The 12,079-nt window shown below is 63.9% G+C and carries 11 protein-coding genes; 5 read left to right on the top strand and 6 right to left on the bottom strand.

Features of this window, described 5'->3' with window-relative positions; translation table 11 throughout:
• A partial coding sequence (locus WAN02_RS16055) for a ferredoxin reductase (RefSeq protein ID WP_422265202.1) occupies positions 1-1,046 on the bottom strand: 1,046 nt, incomplete at its 3' end.
• 289 nt (positions 1,047-1,335) lie between these two features.
• On the opposite strand from WAN02_RS16055, the gene WAN02_RS16050 reads away from it, so the two are divergent.
• On the top strand, positions 1,336-2,148 hold the full coding sequence (locus tag WAN02_RS16050) for a GTP cyclohydrolase, FolE2/MptA family (protein WP_422265201.1): 813 nt from the start codon (positions 1,336-1,338) through the stop codon (positions 2,146-2,148).
• A gap of 58 nt (positions 2,149-2,206) precedes the next feature.
• On the opposite strand, the gene WAN02_RS16045 is transcribed toward WAN02_RS16050, so the two are convergent.
• The gene (locus WAN02_RS16045) at positions 2,207-2,872 is read right to left on the bottom strand and encodes a peroxiredoxin-like family protein (protein WP_422265200.1); all 666 of its coding nucleotides are present in this window, start codon (positions 2,870-2,872) and stop codon (positions 2,207-2,209) included.
• 89 nt (positions 2,873-2,961) lie between these two features.
• Here WAN02_RS16045 and WAN02_RS16040 point away from each other — a divergent pair, with 89 nt between their 5' ends.
• On the top strand, positions 2,962-3,573 hold the full coding sequence (locus WAN02_RS16040) for a TetR/AcrR family transcriptional regulator (protein ID WP_422265199.1): 612 nt from the start codon (positions 2,962-2,964) through the stop codon (positions 3,571-3,573).
• An 85-nt stretch (positions 3,574-3,658) separates the two neighbouring features.
• Here the strand turns inward: WAN02_RS16040 and WAN02_RS16035 are convergent, their stop codons facing one another.
• Positions 3,659-4,894, bottom strand: coding sequence for a PucR family transcriptional regulator (locus WAN02_RS16035; protein WP_422265198.1), 1,236 nt, complete (start codon positions 4,892-4,894; stop codon positions 3,659-3,661).
• An 88-nt stretch (positions 4,895-4,982) separates the two neighbouring features.
• Between WAN02_RS16035 and WAN02_RS16030 the strand changes: the two genes are divergently transcribed.
• Positions 4,983-6,074, top strand: coding sequence for a ferredoxin reductase (locus WAN02_RS16030; RefSeq protein ID WP_422265197.1), 1,092 nt, complete (start codon positions 4,983-4,985; stop codon positions 6,072-6,074).
• Between the two features lie 10 nt (positions 6,075-6,084).
• Entirely contained in the window at positions 6,085-7,260 is a 1,176-nt protein-coding gene (locus WAN02_RS16025) for a fatty acid desaturase family protein (RefSeq protein ID WP_422265196.1), read from the top strand.
• Positions 7,261-7,281: 21 nt separating this feature from the next.
• Here the strand turns inward: WAN02_RS16025 and WAN02_RS16020 are convergent, their stop codons facing one another.
• Positions 7,282-7,518 (bottom strand): hypothetical protein, encoded by a 237-nt coding sequence (locus tag WAN02_RS16020; protein ID WP_422265195.1) that lies wholly within the window; start codon positions 7,516-7,518, stop codon positions 7,282-7,284.
• Positions 7,519-7,771: 253 nt separating this feature from the next.
• Here WAN02_RS16020 and WAN02_RS16015 point away from each other — a divergent pair, with 253 nt between their 5' ends.
• Positions 7,772-8,644, top strand: a complete 873-nt coding sequence (locus WAN02_RS16015) for a 3-hydroxyacyl-CoA dehydrogenase (protein ID WP_422265193.1) — start codon at positions 7,772-7,774, stop codon at positions 8,642-8,644.
• A 62-nt stretch (positions 8,645-8,706) separates the two neighbouring features.
• Here WAN02_RS16015 and WAN02_RS16010 read toward each other — a convergent pair whose 3' ends face one another.
• Together WAN02_RS16010 and WAN02_RS16005 are read right to left on the bottom strand one after the other, a co-directional pair.
• Entirely contained in the window at positions 8,707-10,053 is a 1,347-nt protein-coding gene (locus tag WAN02_RS16010; RefSeq protein ID WP_422265192.1) for a helix-turn-helix domain-containing protein, read from the bottom strand.
• A gap of 128 nt (positions 10,054-10,181) precedes the next feature.
• Positions 10,182-12,079: helix-turn-helix transcriptional regulator (locus WAN02_RS16005; RefSeq protein WP_422265191.1), on the bottom strand; the 1,898-nt coding region annotated here is incomplete at its 5' end.

Here is a 12,079-nt window from a genome sequence, read left to right as displayed (position 1 = left end):
GTGCCGGAACGGAAGTCGCGCACATTGCCCGATTCCAGCGGCAGTACGCAGGATTGACAGATGCCCATTCGGCAGCCGAACGGCATCTGGATGCCCAGCTTCTCGCCGCCTTCTAAAAGTGAAGTGGCACCGTCCAGTTCGATGGACTTATCGGAGATGGCGAAGGTCACCGTGCCGCCCTCGCCGCCTTTGTCGGTGCGGGAGATGGTGAATCGCTCCATGTGCAGGCTGTCCGCGGCGCCCGCGTCCTCCCACACCTTTTCGACCGTGTCCAGCATGGCCGCCGGCCCGCACGCCCACGCGGAGCGGCCCTTCCAATCCGGCACGACCCCGTCAAGCTCGGCGAAGTCGATGTGACCCATGTCCTCGGTCAGCTGCAGATGCAACTGGTAGCCGGATTCGGCACCTTCCAGCGCGCGTAACTCGTCGTGAAATATCACCTCGTCGACGGCGGGCGCCGAATGGATGTGGATGATGTCGGGGCTCTCACCGCGCTGCTTGAGCGACCGCAGCATCGCGATGACAGGGGTGATGCCGCTGCCCGCTGTCACGAACAACAACTTGGCCGGTGCCGGGTCGGGAAGCGCGAAATCGCCCTTTGGAGTTGCCAGCCGAACCACTGTGCCGGCCTCGACGCCGTTGACCAGATGGGACGACAGGAATCCCTCCGGAGTTGCTTTCACGGTGATCGAGATCAGTTTTTTGTCGCGCCGCGGAATCGACGTGAGTGAGTAGGAGCGCCAGTGCCAGCGGCCGTCGACCCGAAGCCCGATCCCCAGATACTGGCCGGGCCGGTAGTCCCCGGAAAAGCCCCATCCCGGCTTGATCGTCACCGTCGCCGAGTCTTCAGTTTCTTTGTGGACCTCGACCACGACCCCACGCAGTTCCCGCGCGGACCACAACGGGTTGAGCAACTTGAGGTAGTCATCGGGCAGTAGCGGGGTCGTCGCGCGAGCCATCAACCCGCGCAGCACGTTGACCTTCGGGGATGCTGCGGTTTCGACGTCCTTCGCGGGAGCAGCACTCCATCGCGTCAGGCTTCGCATCTTCAAATCCATAAAGCGGCTCCATTGCCTCGGTTGGGGTACGCGGGGATAAGATTCCAGTGAACATCTGTGCACCGATTACCCCGTCTGTAGAACGGCAAACATGGGAGCAGCCCGGTCTGACGGTGAACCGATCCCCCGTCACGCTCGTGACATGTTCAGTCGATAGTGCCGATCGGCCATGCCGCCAGCGGACTGTGAGCGCCGGAATGCCTCTCGAACGCATTGCCCGCTACTCACATTTGATGGTGCATTTGTTCACGATTACTACCGGAGAGGGTGGAAGAGCATGGCCCACAGGGATATTGGTGTGCTGCCGGACCTGCATTCGGAAGCGCCGAACATCTCTATTCCAGTGCATTCGGTTGGACACGTCGGGGTCAAGCGGATCGTCGCGATCGACGAGCATGACAGCGCGGCGATGGTCGTCATGGACATCTCAGTCGGTTTATATGGCCACCAACGTGGCGCGCACATGTCGAGGCTGATCGAATGCATCGATCGGCCAGGTCCACAGCCGACCGTGCTCGACTACGCCCAGGGCATCCTCGAGCGGCTGCGCGGCGCGGTGCCCGGCGCCGCGTCCTGGTCGGTGGACGCGCGGGCCACGATCGTGTTGCCGCACGACGGCGGGTTCAAGCCGATCGAGGAGATCTGCCGGATCGAAGCGGCAGAGCAGACCGAGGTGACCTGGGGTGCCGCATTCAAGGTTTGTCTCGCCTGTCCCCAGGCCCAGAGCGCGATCGCCTTCGACCGTGACGACATGGACCACGTCGGCGAGCATCCGTCCCACAATCAGGTTTGCGACCTGGAAATCACCGTGACCGGGGGCTTGACGACCGTGGCCGGTCGTTCCGTGGCCGACCTGCTCGCGGTTGGAGAGTGCGCGGCCAGCGGGCCGGTGCGTGAACTGCATAAGCGACGTAGCGAAGCCGACGCGGTCACCGCTATCCACCACCACGCGGTGTTCGCCGAGGATGCGCTCCGGACAATCGCCGACAAAACCAGGGCCCAGTTCCCGACCGCCACCCGGGTCAGTTGCCAGATCGTGAACTACGAGAGCATCTTCGAATACCCTCTCCGCTGCGTCGTCATCGCCTGATGAGAAGTTGACGGAAGAGCAAAGTGGCCGGTCTGTGCAGCGCGGGCGACGATGCCGGTCAGCTGACCGAGTCCACCGCCGCCAAGATGTCGGACACCTCGCTGCGGGTCGTGTAGTTGGGATGGACGTCGATCCAGCGGATCACCCCGCCGGCATCGACGACCACCGTCGTGGGCATCGGCAGCGTCAGGCCGCCGTCGGCATTGTGCTCGGCCAGATCCAGTCCCAGCTTCTGCTGTGCCGCCAAGGCTTCGGCGGCGGGCTCGGTCAGAATGCCCAGCGCAGAAGCGAGTTGGTTGCCAGGGTCGGAAACCACCGCGTAGGTCAACTCGTTGGTTTGCGCGGCGCTCAGCGACCCATCGGGCTTCTGCGGGCTGACCGCGATCATGACGAAACCCCGATCGGCAAGGGCGGGCGCCAATTCGGCCTGGTAGGTGCGTAACGCGATGTTGCAGTACGGGCACCACGCGCCCCGATAGAACACCACCACTGCGGGCCGCCCGGCGCGAATCTGCGCCAAGGATGTCGCGGCGCCGCGGACATCGAGCAGCTCACCGTCGGGTATCAGCGCACCCGGTGCGCTCACCCCCGTGGGCACGCCCGCGTCGTCCAGGGTGACCTGTTCGGCGACGAACGCGCCCATGACCTCCGCCGGCATTGCGGCGGCGGGTCCCGCCATGAACGCCTGCGTCTGCTCCCCGATGCTGGGTGTCTGAGTCGTCATGGGACCGCCTTCACGAAAGATTGGATTGATCACTCCACAAAAGCAGTGAAGTTTTGGATTGTCAACTCCAGAATCGGTAGAGTTGGTGGATGGTCACCCCGAAAGGCCGTGCCACCCGGGACCGGATCGTGGCCGCCGCCGCCACGCTGATGTCTAGCCGTGGGGTCGCCGCCACCAGCACCGAAGACGTCCGGGCCGCCGCGAACGTCAGCTCATCGCAGATCTATCACTACTTCGCCGACAAACGATCGCTGACCCGCGCCGTCATCGAGCACCAGACCGATGCCATTGTCGGGATCCAGGAAACGCTGCTGGCCCGCCTCGACAACCTGGACGCATTGCGCGCCTGGGCCGAGTTCATCGTCACCTTTCAGCGAAATGGCAGTTACCACGGCGGCTGCCCACTCGGCACGCTGGCCAGCGAACTCGCCGAAAACGACACCGATGCGCGCGAGGACCTCGCAGCGGGCTACCGGCGTTGGCAACAGGCGATCCGCGCCGGCCTGGCCGCTATGGCAGATCGCGGCGAGTTCCTGCCCGGCACCGATGTCGACAGGCTGGCGATCGCACTACTGACCGCCCTGCAGGGCGGTCTTCTGCTGAGCAAGACGCTACGCGACGGCGAACCCCTCGAAACCGCACTCGACACCATGATCGACCACATCGAATCGTTCACGGCTGCGGGCACGCGACGCCGTTGAGATCGACGCGAAGCCACACCAATGCGCCTATTTTCCTTGTAGTTCCGGCCAATCCCGTTGCCCAGGCGCGGTCCTCCCAGTCAACTCATGACGCGGCAGGTGAGCCGACCGCTGTCGGGATGGACAACGCCACGATGAGTTCGAGGACCGTCTGAGGGTCGTTGAGGCGTTCGCCGTAGAGCTCGCGAAGTTGGGTCATGCGGTACCGCACGGTTTGGGCGTGGACGAATAGATCGGCAGCCACAGCATCGCGTTGGCCTTGGTGTAGTAACCACGACCGCAGTGTTTCCGCAAGCCGTTCGGCGGTGTTGGGACGCAGCTGATCGAGCGGTGCGAGCACCTGGTGGCGGAGATCCTCAGCGGCTTCGCGGTCAGCGCCAAGCACGATAGCCACGAGATGGCTGTCGGTGTCGATCGTGCCGATGTCGTCGCCCGCGAGGTGCAGTTCGCGCGCCTGCAGAACGCGGCGATAGGACGACTGTGCCTGCATCCAGGGACGAGACGGACCAACCACCGCGCGGCGATCTTGGAGTTCCCGCAGTAGCCGGGACCGGTTGGGGCCGTGCATGTCTGGGATGAGCAGCCCAACGACAGACTCGGCGGACTCGATACCGGGCAGGTCACCGCTGAGTTCCAATGTGGACTGCCCGAATCGGGACGCCACGCCCCGCGTCTGGGCCGACGGAAGTAGTACCGCGGTGAGAGTGTCCGGCGGACGCCACTCTGCGCGCTCCGCACTTGCCCGCAGTATCTCGCTAGGCAACCCGGCCAGCAGATCCTGTCCGAGTCGGTCAAGATGACGCCGTCGTTCTCGATCCGAGGAGGCCAGTTCATCGCCATGCCCGGAAACGCTTGCCGCAGAGAGCTCATCGATGAACGCGAACACCAATTCGGCGAACCGAGCGATCATCAGCGGTGGCAGTCCCCGGTCGACGGCGGTTTCCGACAGCTCACGCCAGGCCACCCGCGCGCCGACGCGATAGGCAGATAGCAGCGCGTCGATGGAACGCCCTTGACGTGCCTCGCCCCGGCCGAGTTCGTAGGCGCCTTCGAGCGCAGGGGACAACGTCGGGCCGGGATCGGAGTCGTGTGGACGGGCGGCCAGTTGGAGGAAGGCGCCCAGCGCCATTTTGACGGCGCCTTCGATCCGCCGGCCCATCCGTCCGCTGAAGGCATCCGCATAGCTGGGTACTTCGACGGTGACGGCGGCCACAGTGTGTTCGGCGACGGCGGGCAGAACGCCCTGTAAAGCATTGACGACCAGGTCATTCAGCACTAGGCCGGTGACCTGTCGACCGTCGGTTTCCGTGACTTCGTCCATTGAATCTATTCTTTTCGAACAAATCTCTGGTGGTATTTCACTCTGCCTGGTCAAGAGTTTATACCTGAGCGCGAGGGATGGTGGTCTTATGACAACAACAGCACCCAGGGTCACCCCGATGGGCACGCTGCGCGACCGGTTCCTCCAACTCGCCGAGCGGATCACCACACCGCTAGTCCCTGCCGACTACCTCGACATCATCGATCCGCTGCGCTCAGGAGCCGACCTGCGCGGCAGGATCGTCGCAATCCACCCCGAAACCCGTGATGCCGTCAGCCTCGTCATCAAGCCGGGCCGCGGCTGGCGCTCACACACGCCCGGGCAGTACATCCGCATCGGTGTCGACGTCGACGGCGTGCGTCAGTGGCGCGCATATTCCCTCACCTCCGACACTGATCGGGCGGACGGCTGCATCGCGATCACGGTCAAGGCCATCCCCGGTGGCAAGGTCTCCAACCACCTCGTGCGACACGCCGCGGTCGGCACCATCGTCCAACTCGACCACGCCGCGGGAGAATTCACGCTCCCTGCGGCGGCAACGCCCAAGGTTTTGTTCCTCACCGCGGGCAGCGGTGTCACCCCGGTGATGGGCATGCTGCGCAACATGGCCGACGACATCGACGACGTCGTCGTCGTGCACAGCGCCCCCACACCAGACGAGGTGATCTTCGGCGGCGAACTGCGCATGCTGGCAAGCCAGGGCCGAATCCGCTTGATCGAGAGGCACACTGACACCGACGGCATGCTCACCACCGCCGAACTCAACGAACTGGTCAGCGACCTCGCCGAGCGCGAGACCTGGGCATGCGGACCGACAGGCATGCTCGACGCACTCGAGCAGCACTGGAATGACATTGGCATGCCCGAGCGCCTGCACACCGAACGGTTCCGCCCTACCGTCGTCGCCGCCGGCCAAGGAGGGACAGTCACCTTCAGTAAGTCGGCGACCGTCCTCGACACCCCGGGCGACCAGGCACTGCTCGACGCCGGCGAAGCCGCCGGAGTACTGATGCCGTCGGGATGCCGGATGGGCATCTGCTTCGGCTGCGTGGCACCACTGCGCCAAGGAGCCGTCCGCGACCTTCGCAACGGCGAGATCACCACCGCCGCACCCGGTGACGGCGTCGTGATCCAAACCTGCGTGTCCGCGGCTGCGGGCACCTGCGACATCGACCTGTAAAGGACCAATCATGACCACTCTGCAACGTCTAGAACAGAATCCGATCGCTCATCTCAGCGACGACGACATCGAGAATCTCGGCCGCGAACTCGACGCCATCCGCCAGCAGGTACTCGACAGCCGCGGCGAACGCGACGCCGACTACATCCGCAACGTCATCGACTTTCAGCGCAAGCTCGAACTGGCCAGCCGCGCCGTGTTGTTGTTCTCGCTGTTTCCGCCGGCATGGCTGGCAGGCACGGTCGGCCTCTCGGTCGCCAAGATCGTGGAGAACATGGAGATCGGCCACAACGTGATGCACGGTCAATGGGACTGGATGCGCGACAACAAGATCCACTCCACCACCTGGGAGTGGGACAACGCCTCCCCCTCCGACTTGTGGAAGCACTCGCACAACGAGATCCATCACACCTACACCAATGTCGTCGGCAAGGACGAGGACCTCGGCTACGGCATCATGCGGGTCGACGAAGATCAACGGTGGATGCCCTTCTACCTCGCCCAGCCGCTGTGGAACTTGATCAACGCCTGCTTCTTCCAATACGGAATCGCCGCCTACGACCTGAAAATCGGCAAATACCTCAAGGGCAAGACCGACAAGGACGAGTTCCGGCGCCAGGGCAAGAACGTGCTCGCCAAGATCCGCAGGCAGATGACCAAGGACTACGTATTGCACCCCCTGCTGTCCGGACCCTCGGCCGTCACCACGCTGACCGCGAACCTGACCGCCAACCTGGTCCGCAATATCTGGACGCACTCGGTCATCATGTGTGGACACTTCCCCGAAGGCGTACAGACCTACGAGAAGAAGTCGATCGACGGCGAAACCCGCGGCGAATGGTATCTGCGACAGATGCTCGGCTCCGCCAACATCAGCGGAAACCCGTTGCTGCACTTCATGACCGGCAATCTGTCTTTCCAGATCGAACATCACCTGTTCCCCGACCTGCCGAGCAATCGCTATCAGGAGATTGCGCCGAAGGTGCAAGACCTGTTCGAGCGCTACGGATTGACCTACGTCACCGGACCGATGGTCAAGCAGGTCGGCTCGGCGTGGAAGAAGGTGTTCCGGCTCTCGCTACCCAACGATGTTCTGCGCAAGGCGACATCGGCCGTCAACCCGGCGAACGTCATACAGCTCGTCCTCCGCTCGGAGTCGGTCGAGGTCGACGCCAACGCGGCGTAGACCGGGTCGATCGCGGCGCGACTAGGAGTCAAGTGCGGCCACCACCGTTGGCGCGCGGCCCTCAGCCGCCGGCGGGCGGTCGCGATCGCCGACCAATGCCCCACCGCCTTGGCCCAGCGGACGTTCGCCGCCCACCACACCAACGCTGAAGCGAGCGAACTGCGTACCAGAGGGGGTGGCACAACGTCCTGCATCGCTGGTGATCGCACCGCCGATAGGCCAGCGGCCAAACGGGGCCTGCGATGACGCCGTGTTCATGGCATCAGCAACCCTGCAGGGAATCCAGTCGTGCCGTTTCTCAACGACTGTCTCTGCGGACAAAATCCTTCTGCTGATCCCTGTCACCAAATACATCGACGGGGTCCTCGGCTTCCTCGACGATGGAATTACCTCGCACAGCGGTGAATTCGGTATCCGCTTCGGATCCCAACTGAGTACCTGGAGGTAAGATATGGTCAGTTCACCAATCTCGAAGCTAAAGCGTGCGTCCGGCGATCACACAATCGGCCGCTTGTTCCTTCTGGAACTCAGCAACAACCGAGTCGTTTCGCTGAATCCGGACGGCTCCGACCGCAAGGTCATCGTGACCGATTGCAGATATCCCGACGGCGTCGCGGTTGATGTCGCATCCGAAAACATCTTCTGGACCAACATGGGGAATCCCGCAGCGAACGACGGTTCCATTGAGCGAGCTGACCTCGACGGGCAGAATCGCACGACGATCGTTGGCGAGGGCGGCACGTTTACTCCCAAGCAGCTGCAGCTCGAAAAGACCAGCAGGAAGCTGTACTGGTGTGACCGCGAGGGAATGCGTCTGATGCGGGCGAACCTCGACGGTTCGAACATCGAGACCCTCGTGGACTCCAGCCAGGGCGATCCGCGACCGGGGCCCGATCCTGAAAAATGGTGTGTGGGCGTGGCCGTCGATGTCGACCACCAACAGGTCTACTGGACGCAAAAGGGTCCCGACAACGCCGGCCAGGGTCGGCTCTTGCGCGCCGGCATCGAGATTCCCACAGGACAAACGGCGGATACTCGACCAGACATCGAACTCCTCTATGGCGGACTTCCCGAGCCGATCGATCTGGAGCTCGATCTCAAAAATCGTGTCATGTACTGGACTGACCGGGGTGATCCGCCGCGTGGAAACACGGTGAATCGCGCGCCGATGGATTCGGATGTCAACAACCGCCCCGCACCCGAGATCATCTTCACTCACTTGATGGAAGGAATCGGCATCGCCCTGGATCGGAAGCGCGACCGAATGTTTATCACCGACTTCGGGGGCAACGTCTTCTCGGCCAAGCTCGACGGCTCGGACCCCAAGGTGCTGTTGGTCGCGCAGGGAAACCTGACTGGCATCGCTTATTGCGAAATACCTTGACACGGAATGCAATAGCGGACCAAGGACTGGTTCCCGCGCCGATTGGGGTTAAGGAGCTTCGGCTACATGAGGCGGCGGTGCACTTCGAAGGCCAAGTATAGTTCGACGACATCCTTTGGCCGCGAAAGGGATCGGCCGCTACGTGCTTCAATTTTGCGTAGCCGGTATCGGACTGTGTTGGGGTGACAAAAGAGCGCTTCAGCTGCATCGCGTACGCACGCATCATGGTCCTGCCACACCCGGAACGTCTCAAATAGCATTTCGCGTTCCTCGTCGGGAAGATCGCCAAACGCGTCCAGCACCGGCCCGACCGTTCTGATCATCGCCTCCGGTGCGCTGACTACGGCGCCGGCCAGGATGGAGCGGTCGAACACAGCGACCGAGGAGCCGGAGTCGCCCTTGCCCCGCAACATCACTCGTGCAACATGCAGGGCTATCGGTGTCTCACGTAAATCATCGAAAGCCGCGCTAACGCCGACTCGGGCTGTTGTCATCCGAGACATGAGGGCAACCATCGCGTCGAATTTTTCGTCGGACGTGACGCGCGCAACCCCGACCTGCAAATCAGGCACCAAAGTCCACGCCGACGATATGTCAAGGCTGCGAAGCTTAGATTCAATCTCGCAAAGCGGCTCTCCGCCCGCGACCGAAACCTGTGCAGCGATGACGACAAAAGGACCTTTTGTGGGTAACCGAAGGAAGCCCGCGATGTCCCGCAGACTCCAGTCGCCGAAACCGCGTCCCGCAATCAGACCATCGAGAGGATTCGACCGTTGCGACGCCTCAGTCACCAACTGTCGTTTCTGCTCGTCGCGATATCCGGCCACCACGACGGTGCCGATCAGTTCGGCGAATGCGCTGATGCGCCGTTCGGTGTCCGCCGGCATCGGCTCGGCTTCAACCGAACCCACGGCCACCAGCCCCCACACGCGTCCGTCGACAGCGACGGGCACGCCGACCGCCACGTGTACGCCGGCGTCCCGTATCCGCGCCGCAAGTGAGCCGGTGCTGTTGACGTAGCTGTCCATCCTCGCGGGTCGCCCCGTTCGCTGCACTATCCCTGCCAGCGTGCTGCGGTCGATCGGGCTTCGGGTACCCACGGGCCACTTCGCTAGTTTCAGCCGCGGATGTTCAGCCGCGGCCAGCTTCGTCATTTCGTTGTCTGACTCATAGCGCCACAATCCGGCGGTATCCGCGGACGCGCAGCGCCGCATTTCGTTAACGACGGCCTCGAACACCTCCGCCGGTTCGGCCCCTCGGGCCACCAGCTTTGCCAGGCGCCGCAAGGCTGCCTGATCAGCGGTGACGCGGCGATACTCGGCGTACAGCGTGACATCGTCGACGGGCTCGGAAAGTTCCCCGTCGGGAAGTTGTTCGGCGACTGGAAGCTCATCGATGGCTTCCCCCATGAATCACCGCCCTTCGCGGTTCGAATGGTTCCCGCGCGAGAGCCATCGTCAGCCGCTTCGCAGTGCGTTCGCATCCCCTAGTCGCTAGCGCGAATGATGGTGTCTCTACGTTGCTTGGGCCCCAACGATCAGACAGCGTCGGCATCGGGTGATTCCTGTAGTGCGCGTTCGAGCTGGCTGCGCGAGTTAATGCCGAGCTTGGTGAAGACTTTGCGCAGGTGATACTGGACCGTGTGCGAGCTGATGAACAAACGCACTCCGATCTCCGGATTTGACAGGCCGTCGCGGGCCATCCGGGCAACTTGCGCCTCCTGCGCAGTGAGCTCTTCACCGCGCGGCGCGATGGCGCGCTTACGCGCCGTTTCACCAGTGGCTTTTAGCTCACGGCTGGCTCGTTCGGCGAAGGCTTCCATCCCCATCGTCTCGAGCATGTCGTGGGCGATGTGAAGCTGTGCCCGCGCGTCGACCCGCCGGCGCCGTCGGCGCAGCCATTCGCCGTACAGCAGGTGCGCGCGAGCGAGATCGGAGCGGATGCAAGTACGCCCGAGCCGCTCTATCGCCTCGAGGTAACCGCGCTCGGCGGCATCACCCTCGCTCAGCAGCGCGCGTGAACGAGCTTCGATGCCGAGCGCCCAGTCCGTGCCGCTGACGGTGGTGGTCTCGGCCAGGCGGCGGAGGGCGTCGGCGGCCATCTCGGCGCATCCGATGCGCGCAGCCGCCTCGATGAGCTCGACCGCTGGCCAGGGCGGCGTGATCCATTTCCCCAGATATTCGGTGGAGCGCTGCGCCGCTTCCACCGCGGCTTGGTAGTCACCGATGCCGTTGTTCAGTAGGGCACTCGCCCACTCGACGATGGTGATCCCGACGCCGTCACCTCGAAGGCTCAGGTGCCGGTTGATCGTTTCGATCAGGGTGGCCGCTTCGGCCTGTCTACCGGCGAACGCCGCCAGAGCAAGGGCCGAGTAAGGAAAGCGATTGATGCCTGTCGCCTCTAAAGCCTGACGCTGCTGGATCAGGGAGCCTGCGGCGGCGAGCTCACCAGCAAACAACAGCATGAATGCTCGCGCATTGAGGGCGACGGGCAGCTCACTGAGCGCGCCCACACTTCGAGCGAGCCGCACATGACGCTCCGTGAGCACCTGCCAGCTGTGGTCATCCCATGTGTAACGAGCCACGATGCCGGCCACCGAGTGTAAGGGCAGCGCTTCGTCTACCGACATGCCGGCGCCGAACGCGTGCAGCGCCTCGCGGAGTATCGGCAAGCCGGCCGCATAGCCTTTGGTGTAGTGCGCTACCAGGCCATCCAGCAGGAGCTCGGGTGCGCGCAGCGGTTGTGATGCCGGCGGGCCAGTAGCGGCCGCACGCGCCACCTCCAGCGCACCCTCGCCGAAGGCAAGGCGACCGGCAAAGTAGCCCGCCGTCAGCGCCTGCAGGTAGGTCCTGCGTGACAGCTCTGGGTCGATCGGTTCGAGCCGGCGGGCGGCCTTCAGCAATATGGGCGGGGCCTCACTGCCGTGATCCGTGAGGAACGCGAGCTCAGCCCCCATCAGCTCGATGCGAGCTCGCTGAAAGTCGCTCGGCGAGCCGGCCTCAGCGACCGAGAGCAGGTCCCGCGCCGTTGCGAAGGCACCGCCCTTGATGTGCGCCGACGCAGCGGCCATCGCCCGCTCGGTGCGGCGAATGGGATCCAGTGTCAACGTCGTGGCGCGCTCCAGGAACGCGGCCGCTGCAGCAATACCGCCACGCGCTTGCGCCCGGCCCGCCGAGCGCTCCAGCTCCGCGGCGACGGCCTCGTCCGATCCAGCGGCGGCGTGGGCCCGATGCCAGGCGTGTCGATCGGGGTCCTGGTACGCATTGGTGGCCCCCGCCAATGCGGCGTGGGCTTCCTGTCTTTGCTGCGGGGATGCCGACCCGTAGACCGCCGAGCGCACGAGAGGATGGCGAAATCGCACCCGCGTGCCGAACTCGACCAGGCCCGCCTCGGTCGCCGCTGCCGCCGCTTCGGCGCCGATCCCCAGCTGCGCCG

This window comes from Mycobacterium sp. (assembly GCF_049281135.1).
Lineage (GTDB): Bacteria > Actinomycetota > Actinomycetes > Mycobacteriales > Mycobacteriaceae > Mycobacterium.
This window is presented reverse-complemented; position numbering and strand designations above follow the sequence as displayed.

Excerpts from the sequence above, each read along its gene's own strand:
- WAN02_RS16025 (WP_422265196.1), top strand. The coding sequence starts at position 6,085 with ATGACCACTCTGCAACGTCTAGAACAGAATCCGATCGCTCATCTCAGC.
- WAN02_RS16020 (WP_422265195.1), bottom strand. The coding sequence starts at position 7,518 with ATGAACACGGCGTCATCGCAGGCCCCGTTTGGCCGCTGGCCTATCGGC.
- WAN02_RS16010 (WP_422265192.1), bottom strand. The coding sequence starts at position 10,053 with ATGGGGGAAGCCATCGATGAGCTTCCAGTCGCCGAACAACTTCCCGAC.
- WAN02_RS16030 (WP_422265197.1), top strand. The coding sequence starts at position 4,983 with ATGACAACAACAGCACCCAGGGTCACCCCGATGGGCACGCTGCGCGAC.
- WAN02_RS16045 (WP_422265200.1), bottom strand. The coding sequence starts at position 2,872 with ATGACGACTCAGACACCCAGCATCGGGGAGCAGACGCAGGCGTTCATG.
- WAN02_RS16035 (WP_422265198.1), bottom strand. The coding sequence starts at position 4,894 with ATGGACGAAGTCACGGAAACCGACGGTCGACAGGTCACCGGCCTAGTG.
- WAN02_RS16050 (WP_422265201.1), top strand. The coding sequence starts at position 1,336 with ATGGCCCACAGGGATATTGGTGTGCTGCCGGACCTGCATTCGGAAGCG.
- WAN02_RS16040 (WP_422265199.1), top strand. The coding sequence starts at position 2,962 with ATGGTCACCCCGAAAGGCCGTGCCACCCGGGACCGGATCGTGGCCGCC.